Here is a 23,207-nt window from a genome sequence, read left to right on the forward strand (position 1 = left end):
GTATGAGGTGTGGAGTATGAGGCTGTGGAGTAGAATCAAACGTGCATGGTTGGAATATTGGAGAGAGGATGAATTTGACAATTCGATGAAGCATTTAAGCCAATCAGATAAACGCTCCATATGGCACGGAGCATTTATTATGTGTATGGCTACGGTAAGCCTCTGCTGTTTTGTGATTGCAACAAGTAATTTACGTGTGAGCCGGCAGAATGAAAAAGGTAAAGAGGTTTTGAATACCATAGGTGCCTACATGGCATCTGCAACAGAAGATGAGTATAATGAGATTGCCAAAATCATCAGACGGGATCTGATACTTGGCGAGTATGGACAGGATATTAAAAAAGCTGCTCAATAGATTCCCAATACTTCTAAAGACTGCATTACCTGCATGGAGAGTTATCCGGCACAGGCTTACCTTATTTGTACTAATAATGGGGGATTGTATTCTTTGGATTTGTTTGAAAATGGTTTGATTCGGATAGTGATGATGGCGGAACAAGAATGAATTTTGGATATGATGAGATTAGCCAGACCAGTATTCGTATTACAAAAAGCCCGGGGCAGAGTGAAGGAAGTGCTGTGGTTCAGCGTGAAAGAGGTATTGTGAGCGTGCAAAGAATGAAAAAGGTGTTTTGCGATGAGTGTATTGAAAAAATTCTTAACACGGTTCAGAATAAGTTGCTTGAAGAGTTTGTTATTTTTGATGCGGATAATAAATTGTTCTATCCTCTCAGTGAGGGAACGGTGAAAATAGGACGTTATGCTTTGGAGATTGTATATGGCAGCTATGGAAACTATGAAATTAGGATCAAGTATACGGAAGAATAGTATATAAAAGAAAAGATTATTTTTGGGCTGTCCTAAGTATCCTCTATAAGGCAAAAAAGGCTATAAATTATTAGAGAATGAACTAATGTTCCTATCGTTAAATTTGGGGTTTAGCTTTTCGGGTTAAAACGGTTATACACAATTTATCTGTATTTTTAGTTAGGGGCGTGATATAATAAAAAATATCTTTGTATAAATAAATGTGAGGAAGTGCCATGAAGGATAGCAAATTACTGGATGAAGTTATTAGTCACTATTTGAATTCAAGTAGTTTTAATGGTTTACCTATTTACGAAATAGAAAATTATGAAGTAAATGAGATGATAGAATTAATCAAAGATGGATTTGTACAAGCAATTTCCGAAGTTGATGTGTTGAATCCTCATATCAAAGGATTTGATTTAGAATTATCTAAGGAACATCAAATAGTAAATGCAAGGAATACTGATGGACATACATGTTTTTATCCAACAGATATGGCATTAGAAGGAATCCAGATTGATTATCAGAAACCATATACCGTTCTTTTACAAAGAGGCAAGGAACAGTTTGAAGTGATTTTTTTTGATATAGAAATATTAGAAAGATATATTAATAATCCTAAGTTTTTAGTTATGGATAATGGGTATAGAGGTACTATATGTATTAAAGATGAATTTTATGAAGAAGGTTCTTCAAACGAATATATTAAGGATTATGGTATGGCATATATAGAGGGGGAAAAACTAAATAGGGCAATAGGAGTCTTTGTAATAGATTTGGCTAAATTATCACCTAAGATTCAGATGCTTTGGAAAGGTTTTGAGTTAGAAAATCAAAATAATTGTAAAGTCAGTGAGGGGTTTATTAAAAATTTGATTATGGGAGAATGGGTCACCCAATACTGGATGTTTCATGCTCTTTTAGAGGAAATGAAAGTGATTAATAATCTTTGTGAAGCAATGAGTATTCCTAAATTATTTTCACATACATATGGAACATTTTATACAGATATGCCAGAGGGATATAGAAATATACTATTGCCAACAATGAAAAATTATTATGATTTTGTATTAGTGCTTGAAAAATTGGTAGTACACAATATTTCTATCAAAGCCTTTCAAAAAGATTCTGTACTTATAAGAGGAATTGAACGAAAAGATGAGGAAGGGAAGGATAAGGGGAGTATTGTAATGTTCAAAGAGTGGCTTCTACAAAATGTTCAAGCTAATTTTGACGTAGATGAAGTTATAATTAAACCGATCAAACAGGTAAGAAAGATTAGACAGGTTCCTGCACATGAATTAACTAATAATAGTTACAATGTAGATGTATATGAAAAGCAGAAAGAATTGATGGTAGATATATATCGTTCCATTAGGGCAATAAGAATTTTACTTAGCGGACATCCCCTTACAAAAGATGTGGAGCTTCCAGATTATTTAAATGATGGAAAGGACATTGTATTTTACTAACACATGTACATAAGCATTTATAAATAGTGGCAACATAGTGGCAACAGAAAATCAGTAAGTCAAAATAATTGATGTAATTGAAGTAAAAAACGGCTTAAATTCGCATCGGACTTAAATAAAAGTAGTTAAGATGAGCGAAGGACACGCCGAGTTTGAATAAGAAAATATTTATCACAGATTATTTTTTATGGCAGGTGGTCTATATGGTTGTCTGCGATGTTTTGTATAGTGATTTTATTGAGTAATTTTTGTTGCCATTGATTTAGAAAAATATAGGTACGGCAAGATAAAGGGGAGATAAAGATGAAAAAGGAACTGCAAGAAAAACAGAATCAAGAAAATGAAATGAATTTGAATGAAATTCTAGATAAAATGATATTGTTGAAAGAAGGGCCATCTTTTTTGAAAAAGACCATATATATTGCGTTAAGTATATGTGTTATAATGTTCGTTGGACTAATGTGCATTTGTATCTATAGAAATAACTTTACAATTGAAAGCATTTTGGCTACAATGCTTGCCTTTTTTTCTATCTTTATTTCTATTTTTTTCTACTTTAAAGCAGATGAAACAAGTAATAGATTTTATGATAGTTCATACAAATTTATGAAAGATATATCTGTTACCTTAGGGAAAATCGAGGAACGATTCGGAGAGAAACTTAATAGTTTAAATGATAAAGTATCCCACCTAGATAATATTAGTTCAGAAAAATCTGAAGAAATTCAAGAGCAGAAAGACGATAAAGATAAAATAATTAATGAACTAATGGATAAAGCAAATCTAGATGAAGAAGAAAAGAAAAAGTATAGAAGGCAACTAGAAGAAAATGAACAGCAGATTGAAATCCTAAAAAGAGAGCAGTTTAGAGCTAGAAAAGAAGCGGCTCAATTGCGTCAGATAATGGATTCGGTTGGGTTAGAAGATAGATGGGAACCAAATGAACGGATTTTGATTAGTCTTTTGAATGGAGAAGAGACGGAAAGGTTTACAAAGGCTACCCAGAGTAGATTGAGAAAATTAGGGTATATAGATAAAGATGGATACATTGATAAAGAAAAAATCGTAAATGCTTTACATATGCGTTAAAAGACAATGGCAACACTTTGGCAACAGAAAATCAGTAAGATAGAATAACATATGCAATAGAGAAAAAAATAAGGCGGTTTTGATATGAGAATTAAATAAATATGTTTAATTCCTGGCAAGAACATGCTGAGTTTGAGTAGCGGATATGGCCTCGGGAATGCCCATAGAATGGGCGTTTCCGGGGTTTTCTTTTGCCTGTTGGCTCTATAATGGCTCTACTATTCCCGTGAATAGTGGGTTTAGACCGTAAACGTCAAATAGCTCGCCTAGTATTCTCCGGAAGTTTGTGGCAAAATTGAAAAAACTCATAAAACTAATAGTTTTTTCAAGGAGGCTACCATAATGGATAATAGTACGCATGAAATTCGTCTCACCAGGTGGAAACAAATTATTGAGCAATGTCAGAACCGTGAAGAAGGACAGACAGCTAAACAATGGATGGCTGATAATCAGGTCAGTGAAAAATCTTACTACTATTGGCTGCGAAAAATCCGCCGGGAAGCATATGGACAGTTAGATAACCCGACATCTGTTCCGGCAGTTCAGCATAACAGCAGCATCACATTTACAGAAATGCCGGCATACGCTCTAAATACGGAAGAATTATCTTTTAACTTTCAGGCTGCAGCAGTTATAAAGACGACGAAAGCAACTGTGGCATTGGCTAATACGATATCAGACCATCTTCTCACCAGGATTCTTCGTGAGGTCGGGGATGCTTGAAGATGCCGCCGGTATCCGGCGGGTGGTGCTTGCATGTGGATTCGTGGATTTACGAAAAGGGATTGATGGGCTGGCACAGATTGTCGGTGACCGTTATGACCGGAATCCATTTGTGAAAGGAACGCTCTTCCTGTTCAGTGGTGGACGTTCTGACCGAATAAAGGGGTTGTTATGGATGAGAATTGGTTTTTTACTTCTTTATAAACGATTTGAGGATGGCTCCCTTTCCTGGCCAAGAACACAGGAGGAGGCAGCTGAACTGACGGAAGAACAATTCCGGCTCCTGATGCTCGGTTTAAATCCAATAGAGCCGAAAATCAAAGACGTTCAGCCAAATAAGGTCTGTTAAAAAGTATTGTGCAAAAGAGAGAACTTTTTTCTCTCTTTTTTGCTGTGATAGAGGCGCTTCTGCCAGCGAATACAAGGTACTTTAGGGGCTCAGAGGCGGGGCAGCCGTTGTTTAGGTGAATGAAATTCCCACATTGACGATGTGATTTTACCTGCCCGCCACGGTTCTTTTAAACGCTCCCATCCCCAGGGCAGAATGACGAAGTGAAAACTCCTCTGAATTGGCTTTTTTGAGGCTTTTGCAGTATACTGGAGATAGAATAGGAGCGCGCATACATGAGTAAAAAGTATACGATTGAGGAACTAAATAACTGCAGTAAGCAGGAGCTGATGCTAATGATTGTTTCGATGCAGGAACAGATGACCAAGATGAATGAAGATCTTGAAAACCTGATCGAGCAGATACGTATCGCAAACGGGCAGCGGTTTGGCCGCAGCACGGAGAAACTGGATACCATGGATGAGCAGTTATCCTTTTTTAATGAAGCAGAATATCTCAGCGAAGGTGCAGAAGAAGTGGATTTGGAGGATGTACTGCCCAGGAAGCCGCGCAGCAAAAAACAAAAAGGGAAACGTGATGCTGATCGGAAGGATTTTCCCAAAGAACCCTATGACCATAATGTCCCTGAGGATAAACTGGATGGTGTATTCGGTAAAGGCTGCTGGCGTGAAATGCCGGCAGAAGAATACAAGCGTCTTCGTTATGAACCCGCCTCATGGACGGTGGAGAAGCATAAAGTGCATGTCTACGTTGGTACTGGAGGAGAGCATCAGGATGAGTTTTTACGTGCAGACCGTCCGAAAGATCTTCTTCGCAATAGCATCCTCACACCTTCGCTGGGTGCCGCTATCATAAATGCCAAGTATGTGAACTCACTTCCTCTTTACCGGATTGAACAGGAGTTTAACCGTAATGGAGTATCGATTTCAAGACAGACTTTGGCAGACTGGGTGATCAAATGCGCCCAGCGTTACCTGAGTTTCCTGTATGACCATCTGCACAGAAAGCTTTTAGCGTGTCCGGTCAATCAGGCAGACGAGACACCTGTAGAAGTTATTCATGACGGACGTAATGCCGGAAGTAAAAGCTACATGTGGGTTCACCGCAGCGGGGAGATGTATCGGAAGCAGCCGATCGTACTGTATGAATATCAAAAGACCCGTAACAGTATGCATCCGAAAGAATTCTATAAAGATTATAAAGGGATTCTGGTAACGGATGGGCTGGAACAGTATCATAAGCTTGACAGGGAGCTGGAAGGAGTCACCAATGCCAACTGCTGGGCACATGCCCGCCGGGATTATGCGGATGCATTAAAAGCATTCGGAAAGGACAACGTGAAAGCGGTTAAAAACGCAATTGCATACCAGGCTCTGGCAAGGGTCAGTACCATCTACAAACTGGAAGGTACGCTAAAAGATTTATCAGCAGATGAGCGGATTAAGGAACGGCAGACCTCGATCAAGCCATTGGTGGAGGAATATTTCACATGGGTAAAAGAACGCTTAAATGATACTGCCTGTCTTCCCAAAGGAAAGACGGCCGCTGGTTTAAAATATAGTGTAAATCAGGAAAAATATCTGAGGGTATTTCTGACAAATGGAGATGTACCGATTGATAATTCAGCCTCTGAGCGTAGCATCCGTACCTTTTGTGTTGGTAAGAAGAACTGGGTGCTTATTAATTCGATTAAAGGAGCCCAGGCCAGTGCGGTAATGTACAGTATTGCGGAAACTGCAAAACTAAATGAGCTGAATCCCTACTACTATTTGAAATATCTTCTGGAGGAACTTCCAAAGCTCATTGATGGGGGAGGAAATATTAAGACCACAGAGTTGGAATCGCTGCTGCCCTGGGCAGAAAATCTTCCCGCCAAGAGTCATAAACCACGCCGCTAAAAAGCGGCGTATTTATTTGGGCAGGCGGATGATTTGACGTTTACGAATTATCCGCAGACGGGAAAGGTGAAATTTATGAGCATGGCAAAGTTACATTAGCGGTGGCAACGATTCAGTTTGCAGAATCATTGCAGGGATTCATGGAAGTCAGTGAAACGGATGCAGTAAATGAAGAAGAATATATCTTGTACAGCGAAGAAGAATTGGAGGTACTTTATGAAAAACAGGCAGAGCGGATGCGCAGGAATTTTGCCATTTATATGGTGGTGGTGTCCTGCTTTGTATGGGAACACCAGTACTTGCAGCGGGAGACCCCTTGGCAGTAGTGAATAATCTCTCCACATTTATATTCAGTTTGATTCGTGCAATTGGGATGATCTTGCTCGGATTTGGGATTGTGCAGGTTGGCTTGTCACTAAAATCCCACGACCCAAGTCAGAGAGCAAACGGATTTTTGACATTGGCGGGCGGAATCATCATAACATTTGCAAAAGAGATTTTGACACTGATTGCAGGATAGAAGATAGGGCAAGTCGTATTAGCAAAAGCGACTTGCCTATGATAATACATGAATAAAGGTAGAAAATACCATTAATTGTGGTATAATCTATTTAAAATATAGAATAAACAGTACACGAAATAACGTCATTGGACTTGAGACACTGAGAGAGAGAAGATGAAGTATGAGGATATTTGATAAAAAAAATGTAATATTGGTGAGAGTGCAGGAAGAAGATGTAAATTCTTTTGTGGTAGACGTGGATATTGATGATAACGGACAGCCATTATATCGGCTCAACGATTTAACAGAAGCAATTATTTCGGTTATTCCAGAATATGTTTTTGCAGAGTATGAAAATGATAGTATAAATCAAATGAATGCGGTAGATAAACTTAGAGAAGCAGCAAGAAGTATATATAAAGTAAAGGAATATGATCTTATGAGGAGAGTATACTTGAATAATGATCTTCAAGCAGCGGATGAAATAAAAGAGTCAAAATTTATAAATCGTGGTGAGTTTGGTGAGCTTTTATTACATTTGATATTACGAGAATTTAAAGGAACGGTTCCGTTAGTCTCTAAAGTCTATTTTAGTGATTCATATGATGTTCCAGCACATGGATTTGATGCAGTACACATATCTAAAGATGAAAATATATTATGGTTGGGAGAAAGTAAATTATACAAGACGGGCAAAGAGGGAGTTGTTAAATTAATTCAGGATATTAAAGATCACATTAAAACAGATTATTTAAATGAGCAGTTTGTTATTATTAAAAAAAATTTATTTAATAATTCCATTCCTGAGCGGGACAAATGGATAAAACAACTCAATTCATGTAACAAATTAGGTGAGAAAATCCGAATGATAAATATCCCGTTATTATGTACCTATCCACATGATATTTATAAGTTATTTGATGATATGAATACAACAGAAGCAATTAGCTATCACGAAATGGATGTAAAAGAGTTAAAAGCCTATTTTGATGAAAAGAATGATCATTCACTTAAGAAACAGTTAAATATTATTCTTATTTTGTTTCCAATTAGGGATAAAAAAGAATTCATTAAAAAAATGCATGAACGTTTATGGCATATGCAATCTATGTAAAGGAATAAGAGGCTTATGAACCAAATAATAGTAGATAAACTAAAAATGCACAAAACAATAGATAAGTCAGAGTGTTTCTGCATTATAAAAGAAATTAGTCAGAGCTTCAGTAGTGAAAATGAAGTGGAAATTCAAAAAGGTAGAGACCTTTTGATACTAGTTTTGGATAATTGGGATAATACAGCACAAGAAAGCAAAGGTGTATTTTTAGAATTAATAGAATCGGCTGGATTTTATCCCTATCTTGAAAAAATAGGAATGAATATTAATGAATTCGATTGTATGGTCAGAAAAGGTTTTCACCAATCTAATTATTTAGAGGACAAAGTATTCCATTCAGAACAAAAAAAGATTGTAGATTTAATACATAGTGGGAAAAGCTTAGTAGTAAGCGCTCCAACTAGTTTTGGAAAAAGTTTATTAATTGAAGAAATTATTGCAAGTAATAAATTTGAAAACATTATTATTATTCAACCTACGCTAGCGTTATTAGATGAAACGCGCAATAAATTAAAAAAATACAGCAACAATTATAAAATCATAGTAAGAACTACACAAGAAAAAGCAGAAGGCAAAGGAAATATCTTTTTATTGACAGCAGAGAGAGTATTGGAATATCAAAATTTGCCCCCGATTTCGTTATTTATTCTAGATGAATTCTATAAACTTAGCAATCAGAGAAAAGACAATAGAAGTAATATATTAAATAATGCATTTATAAAAATAATAAAAAATAATCCTACCTGCCAATTCTATTTTTTGGGACCTAATATAGACTCCATCTCGTTAGGATTTGCAGAGAAGTACAATGCAACTTTTGTTAAGACTAATTATTCGATGGTTGCGACAGAAGTAGATAATCAGTATGAGAATGTGTCAACCAAAAGAGGGGGGAAGGTCGAAGAAAATTGTATATTTGAGATGCTTGATTCGGTTGAAGGACAAACATTGGTTTTTTGCTCATCACCTTCTACAGCTAGAAAATTGGCATTTGCATACTATGCACATTTAAATCAAAAGGGAATTGAGACACAACTAGATTTACCATTGGGGAAGTGGATAGAAGAGAATATCTCGTATAATTGGTCATTAAAAAATTGTTTGGAATATGGAATCGGGATACATGATGGAGCCATGCCCAAGCATATTGTATCATCAACCATTAGATATTTTAACTCTGGCAATATTGAGTATTTGTTTTGTACAAATACGATTATAGAAGGAGTAAATACAAGCGCCAAAAATGTAATATATTATGACAATAAAATTGGGACAAGACCGGTAGATTATTTTGATTATGCTAATATTCGTGGGCGTGCGGGACGGCTCATGGAACATTATGTTGGACGAGTTATTAACTTGAAAAAGCCACCGGAAGAAGTAAAGATATCTATAGATTTACCATTTTATGATCAGAATCCTATTGATGAAGAGGTGTTAGTGAATTTGCCAGAAGCTGATGTAAAGGATATAGCAGATAATACTGAAAAATACGAAAAATTTCATTCAATGGATTTAGAACTTCAAGAAATACTGATTAGGAATGGAGTGTCGATACAAGGACAAAAAAATATTTTGAAAGTGATCGAAGAAGATTTACAGGATTATGAGAAAAGGAATTTAATTGTTTGGAATACAATTGATTCACAATTATATAAGAGAATGCAATACATAATTAAACTCTGTTGGGAAAATTTACCTTCAGCAGAGGAAAAGCGTACATATGGTGCTCAAGGGCAGATAATAAACAAAATAGTTAGTTGTTGTTATCAGACATCTATCTCAGAAAGTATAGAAAAAGATATAGAGTATAGATGTAAAAAATTTATAGAACAAAGAAATATTAAATCAACTACGGTTAGCCAACTACAAGAAATGTATCCAAAAGAAGTTCAGACAATTATTGATGGGGTCATAGAACACGTTTTTGCTATTCAAAAGAACTGGTTTCAATATAGAGCACCTAAATGGATCAATATAGTTGATTCCTTGCAAAAATATGCATGTGCTAAATTAGGAATTAATGCTGGTGATTATTCATATGTAGCGGAAATGATTGAAAATAATTTTGTTCATGCATCTTTGCGGGTGTTATTTGAATATGGTGTGCCAACGCCTACCATTGAAAAAATACAGGGGTTGTTGGTTAGACACCATGTAAACTTAGAGGCATCAGATGAAGATAAAATTCTAAGCATCATAAGAAGAAATTTGGATACCATATTATTGTCTATGACTGAGTATGAAAAAGAAATACTACAGATAGTGTTGTAGTAGTGTAATATTTACATAAATGAATAAAAGATTCAAGCCCCAAAGTGGTAACACCTCCACTTTGGGGCTTTTTATATAGAAAAATATTAAAATAGGAGGTGAAAGACATGGAATCAGATAATTGGGTGGTGCAAAACCTGCAGAATGCCTTAAACACCTGGAATGAGAAATTGGCAGAAATCTGGCAGCTTTTAACGCAGTCCCCACAAGAGTTAAAGGGCGGCGGCATCTGGGACGCAATCATGGGAATCCATGGTGTGCTGCAGGCCATCGGCTATGCACTGTTAGTCTTATTTTTTGTCGTGGGTGTTGTAAAGACCTGTGGCAGCTATACGGACATCAAAAAGCCGGAGCATGCAGCAAAACTATTTGTCCGGTTTGCCCTGGCAAAGGGTGTGATTACCTATGGTCTGGAACTGATGATGGCATTATTTCAGATTGTGCAAGGTGTGATAGCAACGATTATGGGAACGGCAGGGTTTGGAAATGCAGCGGATTCGGTCTTGCCGGATGAGATTATAAAGGCAGTGGAAAATTGCGGATTTATGGAGAGTATTCCACTTTGGGCGATCACCTTGATTGGTGGCATTTTTATTACCGTCTTATCCTTCATCATGATTATGTCTGTTTATGGCAGGTTTTTCCGTCTGTATTTGTATACGGCCATTGCACCGGTGCCCCTGGCAACTTTTGCCGGGACACCAAGTCAGGGTGTTGGAATCAGCTTTTTAAAAAGCTATGCGGCGGTCTGTCTGGAGGGAGCGATTATTGTAGTGGCATGTATTATCTTTTCCTTATTTGAATCAGCCCCACCTGTGGTACAGGCGGATGCATCGGCAGTGACCATGGTGTGGTCTTATGTGGGAGAACTGATTTTTAACATGCTGGTCTTAGTGGGCGCAATCAAGATGGCAGATCGCGTGGTACGGGAAATGATGGGATTATAGCAAGAAAAAAAGGACGATTTTGACGTCCTTGGAATACAGATTTATGGGTGGCCTGATACCGCATGTCACCGGAAGCATCAATATAGATATCTTCCATGGCGATGCCCCTTTCGTGGGTACGCTGTATCTGCCACTGCACTTCTGGCAGTATAGAGATTACTACACTCATCAAGGTACATATCAAGGTCTTTTCGCCACAGTGTTGTTAGTTTATCATAATTCGACCTGTTTAGATAAAGCCTACGATCAGAAATGTTTCCTGCGGAAGCCATTTCTTCTAACTGATATACATACTGCACCCATATGGCACACCTTTGTCGTGGTAATTCTTTTTTGATATCAGCAATCCAACTTTCACGGATCGTATCTGAATACCTCTCACTTCGTTGATTCATAAAAAGTGCAAGGGATTCATAGCAATCTCTATGTGACTTCCTGCTGCTGGAACACACCTCCTTTTCTTTCAGCAACACCATTACTTTGTTTACAGTTTCGCTGTAGTTCATGAAATCACATCCTTTCGGGATTATTGTGATTTCATTATCTCATATAAATTTTTATCCTTATATTTTTCTATAATAAAAGCCAAGTATCCATACTCTAATAAAAAGATGAGGATAAAAATATCGTAAGGATAAACCAGTGGCTATGTATACTTTTTTGAATCCGGTACCATCATTGAGCATCCATCATCACTCCCAAAAGTGTATGAAGAAATGAAGCAGATGCCTGGTCTGTGATTTCCAATATGAGGTGGTTTCTACCTCTGATAATAGCAGCCGTTTTATGATTCGGTGCTATATTTTCTGACTGGATTGCAGAAGAAGGAACTTCCATAAAATCTGGTGTGTTGTCAGCAGCTGCCAGAAAAGCTTCACGAACTTTTCGGAGTCTCCAGTAATAACTCGTTTTCGTAATGTCGTGCAGCTGACACCATTCATTGATTTTCATGCCCTGTTGGCGATTTTGACAATCTCTGACCAGTTCGGCCCATTCACTCAAACGAGTTTGCTGTGCAACTAAACTTTTTTGACTTTATAGTGATATGTCTATTATCTCACATATTGATGATTTTGAAAAGGTACTTACTATTTGGCGTTTACGTACAAAGTGCTTTGGATTACATTTTGGGAATATTGCTAACCGAATTTGCAACGCGCTTTTCATTTGTCGCGGGGGTAGTGTAATATCGCTGCTCCAATCCATATAAGAAATATTTCATGTCATCTTCGTTACTGACAGTGAACGCTTTTCCGTCAAATTTTAGTTGAGGATAATATTCATTCGTGTATTGAAAAATGACAGCTTTCTGTTTCGGCTTTAATTTGTTAAAAGTTTCAATTGCCATAGCGAGTCGTTGGCGGTTTGCTTTTCCAACCTTTTCAACGCTATACTCACCAACAGTATGAATAAATGATTGCCCTAAAAAATCGGTCACTTCGTCTTTGGTTGCTTCTCTATAAAGGGTTTCTATACCTGTAAATATTGGAGCAATTGTTTCAAGTTTACGAAAGTAGAGCGTATCGTCACCTTTAACATAAATTGCGTCTGCAATATCTGATAAAACAATTTGCTTAGGAGTTTCTCTCACAGCTATTTCATCCCCAAGAATGATGGCTCTTTTCCTTTCAAGAACGCTATGCTTAAATACTCTTTGAAAATAATAAACAGCATCATCTTGAAAAGCACAGAGATATGTAACATTACAAGGGTCTGCTTTAGTAAGAAGTTTATACGGTGTAGAATCGAACTCATTTTTTATGAGTGCAATGCAGAATTCTTTCTTTGAAAAATCGCTAACTGAATACCATTCGTCATCTTCCAATTTATATGCGGGTGTATATTCATGATGACTTGACAAGTCAGTAGGCAAGCTATAAAAGATGGTATCACCTGATATTACTTTTCGGTATTTTTCTTTACGGTCATTTACTTTAGCGAGTAGATAATTCATTAATCATCCTCCTTATCAATAAAGGTATAGTCATTAATTCTCTTTAAGTTGTTAAAAGAAATATTGTCGCACACTCGTATTTCACGCTTACTGATAATAAATATTTTCATGTTTTTTGAATTTGTCACATAGTAAAACTTATATCCTAAAATCAGAAATAAAGGGTTGTAGTATAAGGCTTGTGAACAAAAAACAAATAGAAAAAGTATCAAAAACACAAACAATAGTGTCAAATTATCTTTTGTCGGAATACTTAATGCAACAAAAAAGTAGCCGAGATAACTCGGAAGATAAGCATCGTTCGCTAACTCGATTCCAAGTATATTACCTTTGATACAGTCATCTGACAGAAGATGGCTAAGTTTTATGCAAATATAGGCTAAACATAATGGGATGCAAGCATATAAAATGGCGGTATAGACGCCAATGCTTTTTATCCATATCTTTTCTTTCACAAAATACACCATCAAAAGCAAAAAAATAGAATTGGCAGTTAACAGAACTCGGTATAAGAATTTAATCATTGCTTGTCCCCTTTCTGGAAAATTTCAGTCTATCTTTAGAAGAGTATTAAGGCTTTCTCCACTGACATGACGGTTCAAATCATCCACCGTCATCACAGGTGGACGGCCAGTTTATTTTCCATTCAAAGTATTCTTCTGCGGTAATCGCTTTATCCGTTAATTCTTGAAAGCGTATTGCCCATTCCCGCATGAAGTCATTTACCATGTTATAGTTGAGTGCTATGGCAACAGGTGGATAGACACCGCCATATTGATGGTCATTATACATCCCATGGGCAATACGGTTGTCCTTGTTGTCGTTGTATTTCTGTAACTGAAAAATATAGATTGACCCATTTACGGACTCTTCAAGCCAAAAGAAATCCATCATAATTCGTTCCGCTTCGCCTAAGTCAGAACCATCATAAAAGTTTATATAATTACACCGTAACTTTTGGGAGATTGCAAGAGCAGTCTCCTTTTTTGGTATTCTTGAACCATTTTCATATTGAGCGATACGCACAGCCGCATTATTGGCAGGAAAGCCTAAGTCAACCCCTAAATCCTTTTGCGTTATATCTCTAAATTCTCTTATTTTTTTAATTCGTTCACCGATTTGCATAAGCAATCCTTCGTATGACAAGATAGTGACAACATATGTACAACTGCATAATAATATATCATATTGATTAGATGAAAGCAAATATGTTTAATAAAAATAAATGACAATCAAGAAATTACACGGTAGAATATAAAAATATTTAAGTAAATATGCTTAAAATTAAACTGATTTGAAAGGAGGAGAAAATATGAATACACAGAACAAAATTTACATTACTGCTTCTGAATTATCTGAAAACCTTGGTATTTCCTTGGGACAGGCTTACAAGATTATCCGAAATCTGAACAATGAGCTGGCAAAGAACGGTTATATCACTGTCGCGGGAAAATGCCCCCGCCGCTATTTAGAAGAGAAATGGTGTGGCTATGGGGCGCAACTAAGCAGTAAAGGGGGAATGAGCATTGAAAGCGGAGAAAGACCCTAAAAGTGGGAAGTGGCTTATCCAGTATCGGTATACCGATTGGCAGGGCAATCGGAAAAAATCTACAAAGAGAGGGTTTAATACAAAAAGAGAAGCCGAGGAATGGTTACGGAACTTTCTTGTTACATAGCAAGCCGATTTCAATATGTTGTTTGAGGATTTCTTGAAGATTTACTATGCCGATATGGAAACACGGTTGAAGAACATACCATGAGAACAAAAAAATACATTATCGACCTAAAGGTACTTCCCTACTTTGGAAAGCTGAAAATGAATGAAATCAAAGCTCCCGATATTAGGAAATGGCAGAATGAACTTATTGGACAAGGCTACGCACAAACTTATCTCAAAACGATTAACAATCAAGTGCCGGCACTTTTCAACTATGCAGTGAAATATTATGACCTACCCAATAATCCGTGCAGAAAGGCTGTAAGCATGGGAAAAAGCAATGCTGATGATAGGAATTTTTGGACACAAGAGGAATTTTCAAAATTCATTGATGCATTGATGAATAAGCATCAATCTTACATGGCGTTTATGATACTGTACTGGACAGGTATACGCATTGGAGAACTACTTGCACTTACGGCTGATGATGTGGACTTTGAAAAGTGTACAATCCGTATATCAAAATCCTATCAACGTCTGTCCGTTCGCTTTAGGAACAGAAGGATCGTGAGAATTTTGATCTGGTTCTGGCCGCTTACAGGCTGCATGGTTATGCCAAAGGGGCCAGGGCATCTATATGGAACTGCTTCATATGACCCCGCCGGTGAGCATGAAACTGAAAAAGATCCGCAGGCTGATGTAGGAAGCCGATGCATCGATCACTGAAATATCGGATGAAGAAACAACTGTCCATGAGCATATACGTAAATCCAAAAGTAGGAGTGAAGAAATCTTCAAAGGAGTGCTGGTAAAAGAGGAAGTCATCGAACTGACAGAGGCAGAGCAGTCTTGCATCAAATGCAATGCTTTATTAGAGCGGATCGGAAAAGAATTCGTCTGTCAGGAATTCCGCTTTACCCCTGCCAGAGGAACACTTGTAAAAATTTATCGGGCAACCTATAAATGTCCGGAATGCTCCACCTCAAATACGCTGGCTACAAATATACAGTTTGTGAAAGCACATGTCCCGGGGGTGCTGATCCCCCCACAGCTATGCATCAGCTTCTGTTGTTGTCTGGGTCATATACTTTTCGTAAATGCAAATGATTATCGGATACCTGGGGCCTGTAGTTTAAAACATAATACTCAAGCAGTGCACCAAATTCGCAGGAGATTGGCAGTTCTCGGCCCTGCATGTTTTTTGTCTTGCAGAGGCAGATAGTACCGTTATTCCAATGATATCGTTAATACTCAGATCAGAAACTTCGGCACACCAAAGCCCCAGGTCAAGCATAAGCCGGATGATTATGTTATTGCGGACGCCCGATTCATGATTGGAAGGATAATGACTGCGCAGTCGCATTTCTTCATCTGCAGATAAAATAACCGGGACTTTTGATTTTGCCCAGTCAGCAGGGGTAAAGGGCAGGGTAAGCTTTGTATTCCAAGAAGCGGAAAAAGTTGCGCAATGACGTTACATACCTTCCCATGCTGGAAGTTCTTAAATTTTTGTAATCTGTACACACATAATCCCGTATATCCCTGGAAGAAATAATTTTTGTTTCAATTGAAGGCTGGCATTTATGTGCTCATATAATTCTTGAGGGACACTTGTATTCCATGTGTCAGGTGCCTGTTCCAACGCTTTTGAGTAGGCGTGAATAGTTTGTGCCGAATACCCTCTACCCGTTAAGTATTCAGCAAGTTCTGAATGATTTGTGGATTCATAGTTTTCCTCCTCGTATGATTTTAGGAAACTATGATATCATTATAGATTGTTTAGGAGCACATAACCTGAAACGGCACATAATCGAAAAAACTGGCTGTTCAGTGATACGCCCAAAGGAGCTGCCGCAAGTGCCATGGTCTATACGATGGTTGAAATGGCAAAAGCGAATGATCTAAACATCTATAAATATCTAAACTATTTACTTGAGCATCGACCAAGCATTCACATGACGGATAAACAGTTGGAGTCGCTTGCGCCATGGAGTAATGAAGTGATAGATAGCTGCGCAAATGTAAAATGAAGTAAAACGCTTGCATTTCTTGCAACCTGGCAAAGAGATGCAAGATTATTTTTGAGGGACGTAGAATTATTTTGCGCTTACGTGTGAAAAGCATCTTTTCCTTATCTGGGTAAAGATGAGAATAAGTTTCCAAACATGGTAAGGTCACAGTTCCGGTACATACAGAAGACTTCCCGAGAGTTACTTTAATTGGTATCCCCAAACAAGCGGGACTCATTAAGAGTCTGGCCCCATAAAAATATAAAGGAAGTGGTGTAAATGCGCAATCCCCTCATCCACCCATTTCTACAAAATCCCCCATATTTCTCACGTTTTCTTGCTGAATCCTCAATACTATGCTAAAATAAACAAGTAAATCAAACAAATATCCTGGTTGGAAGCGACAAACCAGAAAAAGATACTATATATGAGAGGGATACATACATGATAAAAATAAAAGAATACAGAGGCCATATCCGCAATTGGGAAGCACTTTGCAAGCAACTGGACATTGACCCTTCTTTATCACGCGAAAACCGTGAGCATGCAATTTTAACAAAAGCATACGAAACCTGGGGAAGCGACATGGCAAACCACATGCATGGCATGTTTGCGTTTGCACTTTGGGATGATGAAAAAGAGCAGCTTTTCTGTCTGAGAGATCAGTTTGGAACGAAGCCATTTTATTATTATGAGACGGGAGATGGAGAACTTCTCTATGGTACGTCTATTCGTAAGATTTTGGAAATGCCGGGATTTGTGAAAGAATTGAATGAAGAGATGCTGCAGTTGTATTTGAGCCTTACCTATGTGGCGGGAGAGAATACGTTCTTCCGTGGCCTGAAAAAGCTGATGCCCGGACGTTATATGGTCTGGGAAAAGGGGAGGCTGAAGATTGAACGTTACTGGTCTCCGGAATTTCATCCGGATGAGAGTAAGTCTCTTGAGGAATGGGCAGATGAGATTCATACTACGCTTCAGAAGATTATGCCTGAGGTAAAGTCGGCGGATGAGTCGGCGGAATCATTTTTATCCGGAGGGGTTGATTCTTCTTACGTCCTGGCTATGTCCGATGTAGAGATGACGGATTCCTGCGGTTATGAAGAAGAACGGTTTGATGAGTCAAAATTGGCACAGCAGACGGCTGAAATTCTTAGACGTAAGAGTTCCAGACGTGTGATTACCCCAGAAGAATATTTTGAAACAGTTCCCTATGTTATGTATAATATGGAACAGCCGCTTGGGGATGCTTCTGCTATTGTTTTTGCCATTGGATGTAAGGCGGCAGCCGAGCACACGAAGATTTGTTACTCCGGAGAGGGAGCAGACGAATTCTTTGGCGGATATAATATGTATCGTAATGCGGAACGCTATGGGGAAAATTTGAAGACGTTTTATGTGGGAAATACCAATATCATGAAGGAAGATGAGAAGCGGAGGATTCTGAAAAAGTATGATCCGGATGTTCTTCCGATTGAACTTGCTGAGAGAATTTATGAGGAAACAGAAGGTCTGGATCCTCTTACGAAGATGTCGGCTGTAGATATTCAGATTTGGCTGGAAGGGGACATTTATTTTAATGTAGACAATATGAGTACGGCTGCTGGCCTGGAAATCAGAATGCCCCTTACGGATACTAGAATATTTGACATTGCATCACGGATGCCTTCTAAATATAAAGTCAATGAGGAGCAGAATAAAGTGGCATTCCGTACAGCTGCTGCAAAAGTTCTGCCGGATGAAATTGCCTTTCGTAAAAAGCTTGGGTTTATTGTGCCGATTCGGATTTGGATGGCAGATGATAGATATAATCAGGATGTTCGGGAAAAATTCCGCAGCGAGATGGCAGAAAAATTCTTTGACGTAGAGGAAATTAATGAAATATTTGAGGACTATATCGCAGGAAACTCCGATAACTGGAGAAAGATTTGGACGATTTATACATTCTTAGTATGGTATGAATTATATTTTGTGAAATGTTAGAAGATATAATCAGATAGTTGCAGTGACGTGAAGCTGTAAATGACGTATTTTCTTGCTTTAACCTGAAATTAGGGGGGGTTGTATGGAACTGAAACCCCATATAATCCCCCCGAAATGCTATCATATAGCTGAGTCAAGACTTGATTTTAGAAAGCAAGTAAAGCAAGTTTAAAAGATTATTCAATAAAATTATCTTCAACTAAGCTATAACCTTATTTTTGTTTGACCGGAATCCAAATCTCACTTTCATAATCTAACTCTGTCATATCACCTTTACTATACCATTCGATATTTGCCCCCATTGCAATTTCATATTCGCTGTTACCTGGCAGCCATTCACTGAATATTTTTGTGTTTATGGATTGTAAGGATTCGGGAAGAGGTCCTTTGCAGGAAAATTTTGCCCATAACATTTCTGGAAATTCGTATATAATCATGCCTTCCGGGATTTTTCCGTCGTTATAATGACCGCCAATAATATATCGGAAATTTTCTTCTGAGCCCAGATCATCAATGCAGATGCCATATTCGCCTATACAGCAATTGCAGATAGTTTCTTCTATATCACCTTCAGGCTGTTCTTTTGAATAAAGTGGAAGGAGATATGTTTGGGCAAAGTTATTCCAGGTTTTTGGAATTACCTGATAAGATGTATCAAAGGGAACTTCATTTTGAAAACCGATTACTTTAAAACTTTTCATTTTCTCAACCGTATAATTCATGTTATTGCCTCCCTGAATACTTATTTTTATTTTCAAAGGCAGAAAGATTTTGATTTTTTCAGGATTCTTTCTCAGTTCCCGCGGAGCTAGTCCATGAAAACGGACAAAGGCTTTTGTGAAGCTTTCGGGTGTTTCGTATCCATACTTATAGGAAAGGTCTATGATTTTGTCTCTGTGGGCGATGACATCCAGTGCAGCCAGGTAAAGCCGGCGGTTTTTAATATATTCTGAGATAGAATATCCGGTCATAAGTTTAAAACCTTTTTGCAAATAGAAATTGGAAATGCCTATCTTTTTTGAAATATTTTGTATGTTTTCCTGATCCAGTAAATGGGTTTCTATATAGGAAATTGTTTTTTTAATACTTTCGGTCCATTCCATGTGGTTCTCCTTTTGCCTTTGTAGATTTATCATAACAGTATAGGTTCCGTTTTTCCTGTTTTTATTTGCACAGATTTGGTAGTATTTAATAAGTCATTTTTTAAATGCTGATTAAATAGGCTTGTTATGATTACAGCTTTTATAGATATATATTGTAGCTTAGTAATGCAATAATGAAAACCTATAATTATAAATATGTGCAATATTTATACAAAATCTTCGCGGTAAAAAACATGAAGTCTAAGGAGCAGAAAATAATCTATTAATAAAAGTAAAAGAAAGTCCGCCATTAAGATTATAGATCGATTATTTTTATGATATAAATCGAATAGCTTTTACGATTACAAGTAGTAAGGATGACGTCGGAGAATAATTATGAGATAATGATAAAAAGTAAGTATGAAATGCAATGAAAATAAAACAATGAAAAGCAAGAGTGAAAGGCAATAGTAAAAACCAATAATAAAAAGCAGCAAAAGCAATTATGAAGGTAATAATAAAAAGCAGCAAGTGCAATTATGAAGGTAAAATTAAATAGCAGCAAAAGCAATTATAAAGATAAAAATTATATTATTTCCATCCAGGAACAGTAAATTACGAAACAATGTGATATGATCCAGTCGATCATAAACATAATACCAAAAAAGAAGAGTGATAAAATGAAGCTATCTTTTAAAGACTACTGCATAAAATACCACAAAGAAGAAATGATCAGTCAATGGGATTACGATACAAATAAACAATCACCAGGTGAGGTACCAAGCAGTTCTAAAATACCTGTGGCATGGAAGTGTGAAAAAGGTCATAGCTGGACTATGTCTCCAGCGTGGCGGACCAGATGTAAAAACACGGACTGTCCTTATTGTTCGCGCAGGAGGGCATCATCCGAATATAATTTAGCGATTACTGATCCTAAAATGCTGGATTTCTGGGATTATGACAGAAATAAAGTATTGCCGGAAGAAGTTCTTCCTCGCTCTAAAGTAAAATATTGGTGGAAATGCGACAAGGGGCATTCATGGTCTTTGGGACCAAAAGAGCAGTACCGCTTAGAGGGGTGTCCTTATTGTAATGGAAGCAGAGTCAGTGAGGACTATAATTTAGAAGCATTTTTTCCGGAAATAGCGAAAGAATGGGATTATGGAAAGAATAAATTGAATCCCAAAGAGGTCCATCCTTACAGCGGGAAAAAGGTGTTTTGGGTATGTAGTTTTAATCAGTCTCATAAATGGCAGGCTGTTATTGTTAACAGGACAAAAAATGCTCAGGGATGTCCGGAATGTAATAAGCAAAGTAAGTCATCTTTTCCTGAACAGGCTGTTTTTTATTATATGAAGAAGTTTTTTCCCGATTGCCAGAACCGTGCCATGATCAGTGGTTTTGAAGTAGATATCTATATACCGGATTTTAAATTGGGGATTGAATATAATGGGGTGTTCCATGAGATTTATAACCGGGAAGCATTTGATAAAAAGAAAGTGGAATACTTGCGTAGGCACGGGATGGATATTTTGACAATCAGGGAGTGCAAGAATCAGACCGGGACTCAAAATAAGAGTCATTGCAGCGAACAAAGTATGATGCAAAGAAAAGGTGATTATCACATCCAGAACGCTAATCACATCCAGAACACCAACCACATCCACAACACCAATCACGATATGAGTCATTGCCATACTAGAAACGGTCACCCTTCTTCTCAGTCCTTAAAGCAGTTCACATTTACCAGCCAGAGCCAATGTAATAACGAGGAAGACAGCTCCGAAGAAGAAAAGCAGAAAATCCTGGAAACCGGAGAAATAACATGCCAGGTGGATGCATCCTATAAATATATGGATGAGGTTATTTCTAAAATTTTTGAATACATTAATGTAAAATATCATTTGGATACGAATGGGGGAATTAATGCGGATATTGATGTGAACCGGGACAGGCATTACATTCGTACACTTCTTGTTAATGGGAGAAAAGAGAACAGCCTGGCATCCAGGTATCCGAAACTTGCCAGGGAGTGGCACAAGGAGGCGAATTGGCCTATTACACCGGAGATGGTCAGCTTTGGTGAAGGATCACCATATGTGTGGAAATGTGAATATGGTCATGTATGGAAGGCGACACCCAATAAGAGAACGAATCGCAATCAGAATTGTCCGTACTGTTCTGGGCATCGGGTAAGTAATGAAAACAGGCTTTCCAAAGTAAAGCCTGGGATTGCTAAAATGTGGGATAAGGCCAAGAATGGTAAACTCACCCCGGATGATGTAGCGGTAAATTCTCATATAAATGTCAGCTGGAAATGTGAAAAGGGCCATTTGTGGCAAAGATCAGTGAAAGAAATGGTTAGGAGCGGCAGATGTCCATATTGTAGTGGCAGAAGATTTACGAAGGAAAATAGTCTGGCTGAAAAATATCCCCATCTGCTGGAGCAATGGGACTGGGACAAAAATGATATTTCTCCATGGGAGATTTCTTACGGGAATAAGGTGGAGGCATGGTGGATTTGTGATAAGGGGCATTGCTGGAAAGCGCGGGTGGCTAACCGTAGTATGTTAGACAGAGGCTGTCCATATTGCAGCAAACGTCTGGCCACAGTGGATGAAAACTTTGCTATCCAATATCCGGAACTGGCTAAGGAATGGAATTATACCAGGAATGGAAAGTTAAATCCTCAGGATGTACGTCCCAGATCTAATAAAAAGGTATGGTGGATCTGTCCTCAGGGACACGAATGGGAATGCGAAATTAATAATCGTGTTATGGGATGTAAATGCCCGAAATGCCGAAGCAGGTACGTGCGTAATGGTGAAAGTCTGATTAAAATGTATCCGGATGTTGCAGTGCGCTGGAATTATAATAGAAATGGTGATCTGAATCCTTCCATTGTTTCTTCTAAATCCGGGGAAAAGGTCTGGTGGCAGTGTCCGGACTATCCCCATCATGAATGGCAGCGAAGGATTGCCCACGAGGTGGAAAGCAAAAGGGGGTGTCCATATTGTGCGGGATACCGTGTGTGTAAGGAAAATTCCCTGGCTTCGTTATATCCGGAATTGGTAAAAGAATGGGATGATCGGGAAAACGGAACATTAAATGCCCATGATGTCCTCTATAAGAGTCATAAAGTTGTTGGATGGATTTGTGAGGAGGGACATCGCTGGAAAGCAAGTGTAATAAGCCGAACCAGAGATAAAAAACAGTGTCCGCATTGCAGAAAAGAGAGTAGAAGATAATTAGATAATACAGTGGGAACGACAGGCTTTTTGACGTGTGAATGAAAGCCTGCGTTCCATCTTTTTATAAGAAATCACACTAATATTTTTATGACA

Annotated in this window: 22 protein-coding genes and 2 pseudogenes; 19 read left to right on the forward strand and 5 right to left on the reverse strand. The window is 37.9% G+C overall.

The window, feature by feature from the left end; genetic code table 11:
• The first annotated feature begins 16 nt into the window (after window positions 1-16).
• From CD03_RS37120 to CD03_RS0107845, 12 genes and pseudogenes are all read left to right on the forward strand, one after another.
• Window positions 17-355 carry a hypothetical protein gene (locus tag CD03_RS37120; protein ID WP_052377726.1) on the forward strand — a complete coding sequence of 113 codons (339 nt, stop codon included), beginning with the start codon at window positions 17-19 and terminating at the stop codon, window positions 353-355.
• A gap of 146 nt (window positions 356-501) precedes the next feature.
• Window positions 502-828 (forward strand): hypothetical protein, encoded by a 327-nt coding sequence (locus CD03_RS37125; RefSeq protein ID WP_052377727.1) that lies wholly within the window; start codon window positions 502-504, stop codon window positions 826-828.
• A 215-nt stretch (window positions 829-1,043) separates the two neighbouring features.
• The gene (locus tag CD03_RS0107805) at window positions 1,044-2,282 is read left to right on the forward strand and encodes a hypothetical protein (RefSeq protein WP_027293167.1); all 1,239 of its coding nucleotides are present in this window, start codon (window positions 1,044-1,046) and stop codon (window positions 2,280-2,282) included.
• Between the two features lie 303 nt (window positions 2,283-2,585).
• A complete protein-coding gene (locus CD03_RS0107810) occupies window positions 2,586-3,371 on the forward strand; it encodes a hypothetical protein (protein WP_027293168.1) in 786 nt (261 codons plus the stop codon).
• Between the two features lie 342 nt (window positions 3,372-3,713).
• On the forward strand, window positions 3,714-4,094 hold the full coding sequence (locus CD03_RS0107815) for a hypothetical protein (protein WP_027293169.1): 381 nt from the start codon (window positions 3,714-3,716) through the stop codon (window positions 4,092-4,094).
• A complete protein-coding gene (tnpB, locus tag CD03_RS0107820; protein ID WP_027293170.1) occupies window positions 4,087-4,443 on the forward strand; it encodes an IS66 family insertion sequence element accessory protein TnpB in 357 nt (118 codons plus the stop codon). Before CD03_RS0107815 ends, tnpB begins: the two co-directional genes overlap by 8 nt.
• A 275-nt stretch (window positions 4,444-4,718) precedes the next feature.
• On the forward strand, window positions 4,719-6,341 hold the full coding sequence (gene tnpC / locus CD03_RS0107825; protein ID WP_027293171.1) for an IS66 family transposase: 1,623 nt from the start codon (window positions 4,719-4,721) through the stop codon (window positions 6,339-6,341).
• Window positions 6,342-6,442: 101 nt separating this feature from the next.
• On the forward strand, window positions 6,443-6,667 hold the full coding sequence (locus tag CD03_RS37750) for a hypothetical protein (protein ID WP_156042826.1): 225 nt from the start codon (window positions 6,443-6,445) through the stop codon (window positions 6,665-6,667).
• A pseudogene (locus tag CD03_RS32830) lies at window positions 6,628-6,861 on the forward strand (glutamyl-tRNA amidotransferase); the annotation flags it as partial. The gene CD03_RS37750 and the pseudogene CD03_RS32830, both read left to right, overlap by 40 nt.
• 163 nt (window positions 6,862-7,024) lie before the next feature.
• The gene (locus CD03_RS0107835) at window positions 7,025-7,957 is read left to right on the forward strand and encodes a HamA C-terminal domain-containing protein (protein ID WP_027293172.1); all 933 of its coding nucleotides are present in this window, start codon (window positions 7,025-7,027) and stop codon (window positions 7,955-7,957) included.
• Window positions 7,958-7,972: 15 nt separating this feature from the next.
• Window positions 7,973-10,231: a DEAD/DEAH box helicase gene (locus CD03_RS0107840; protein WP_027293173.1), complete on the forward strand. Its 2,259-nt coding sequence runs from the start codon at window positions 7,973-7,975 to the stop codon at window positions 10,229-10,231.
• A gap of 107 nt (window positions 10,232-10,338) precedes the next feature.
• Window positions 10,339-11,178, forward strand: a complete 840-nt coding sequence (locus CD03_RS0107845; RefSeq protein WP_027293174.1) for a hypothetical protein — start codon at window positions 10,339-10,341, stop codon at window positions 11,176-11,178.
• Window positions 11,179-11,255: 77 nt separating this feature from the next.
• Here CD03_RS0107845 and CD03_RS0107850 read toward each other — a convergent pair whose 3' ends face one another.
• From CD03_RS0107850 to CD03_RS0107870, 4 genes are all read right to left on the reverse strand, one after another.
• The gene (locus tag CD03_RS0107850; protein WP_027293175.1) at window positions 11,256-11,684 is read right to left on the reverse strand and encodes a hypothetical protein; all 429 of its coding nucleotides are present in this window, start codon (window positions 11,682-11,684) and stop codon (window positions 11,256-11,258) included.
• A 169-nt stretch (window positions 11,685-11,853) separates the two neighbouring features.
• The gene (locus tag CD03_RS32835) at window positions 11,854-12,129 is read right to left on the reverse strand and encodes an IS66 family insertion sequence element accessory protein TnpB (RefSeq protein ID WP_242849065.1); all 276 of its coding nucleotides are present in this window, start codon (window positions 12,127-12,129) and stop codon (window positions 11,854-11,856) included.
• Window positions 12,130-12,298: 169 nt separating this feature from the next.
• Complete coding sequence (locus CD03_RS0107860) at window positions 12,299-13,132, reverse strand: hypothetical protein (protein ID WP_027293176.1); 834 nt, start codon at window positions 13,130-13,132, stop codon at window positions 12,299-12,301.
• A gap of 603 nt (window positions 13,133-13,735) precedes the next feature.
• Window positions 13,736-14,257, reverse strand: coding sequence for a helix-turn-helix domain-containing protein (locus CD03_RS0107870; RefSeq protein ID WP_027293178.1), 522 nt, complete (start codon window positions 14,255-14,257; stop codon window positions 13,736-13,738).
• Between the two features lie 187 nt (window positions 14,258-14,444).
• Here CD03_RS0107870 and CD03_RS32840 point away from each other — a divergent pair, with 187 nt between their 5' ends.
• The 6 genes and pseudogenes from CD03_RS32840 to asnB all read left to right on the forward strand — a co-directional run bounded on the left by CD03_RS32840 (window position 14,445) and on the right by asnB (window position 18,781).
• Entirely contained in the window at window positions 14,445-14,681 is a 237-nt protein-coding gene (locus tag CD03_RS32840) for an excisionase (protein ID WP_044289236.1), read from the forward strand.
• Window positions 14,659-14,808 (forward strand): Arm DNA-binding domain-containing protein, encoded by a 150-nt coding sequence (locus CD03_RS39430; protein WP_334291639.1) that lies wholly within the window; start codon window positions 14,659-14,661, stop codon window positions 14,806-14,808. The genes CD03_RS32840 and CD03_RS39430 overlap by 23 nt, the downstream gene beginning before the upstream one ends.
• Window positions 14,809-14,888: 80 nt before the next feature.
• The gene (locus CD03_RS39435) at window positions 14,889-15,515 is read left to right on the forward strand and encodes a tyrosine-type recombinase/integrase (RefSeq protein ID WP_334291640.1); all 627 of its coding nucleotides are present in this window, start codon (window positions 14,889-14,891) and stop codon (window positions 15,513-15,515) included.
• A gap of 76 nt (window positions 15,516-15,591) precedes the next feature.
• Entirely contained in the window at window positions 15,592-16,011 is a 420-nt protein-coding gene (locus tag CD03_RS39885; RefSeq protein ID WP_027293179.1) for an IS66 family transposase zinc-finger binding domain-containing protein, read from the forward strand.
• Window positions 16,012-16,600: 589 nt separating this feature from the next.
• Window positions 16,601-16,819 (forward strand): annotated as a pseudogene (locus CD03_RS37130) (transposase domain-containing protein); the annotation flags it as partial.
• 423 nt (window positions 16,820-17,242) lie between these two features.
• Window positions 17,243-18,781: an asparagine synthase (glutamine-hydrolyzing) gene (gene asnB / locus CD03_RS0107895; protein WP_027293180.1), complete on the forward strand. Its 1,539-nt coding sequence runs from the start codon at window positions 17,243-17,245 to the stop codon at window positions 18,779-18,781.
• Window positions 18,782-18,993: 212 nt separating this feature from the next.
• Here asnB and CD03_RS0107900 read toward each other — a convergent pair whose 3' ends face one another.
• A complete protein-coding gene (locus CD03_RS0107900; protein ID WP_027293181.1) occupies window positions 18,994-19,884 on the reverse strand; it encodes an AraC family transcriptional regulator in 891 nt (296 codons plus the stop codon).
• 659 nt (window positions 19,885-20,543) lie between these two features.
• Between CD03_RS0107900 and CD03_RS0107905 the strand changes: the two genes are divergently transcribed.
• Window positions 20,544-23,111, forward strand: coding sequence for a zinc-ribbon domain-containing protein (locus tag CD03_RS0107905; RefSeq protein ID WP_027293182.1), 2,568 nt, complete (start codon window positions 20,544-20,546; stop codon window positions 23,109-23,111).
• Window positions 23,112-23,207 lie beyond the last annotated feature (96 nt).

This window comes from Robinsoniella sp. KNHs210, assembly GCF_000686105.1.
Classification (GTDB): Bacteria; Bacillota; Clostridia; order Lachnospirales; family Lachnospiraceae; genus Robinsoniella; species Robinsoniella peoriensis.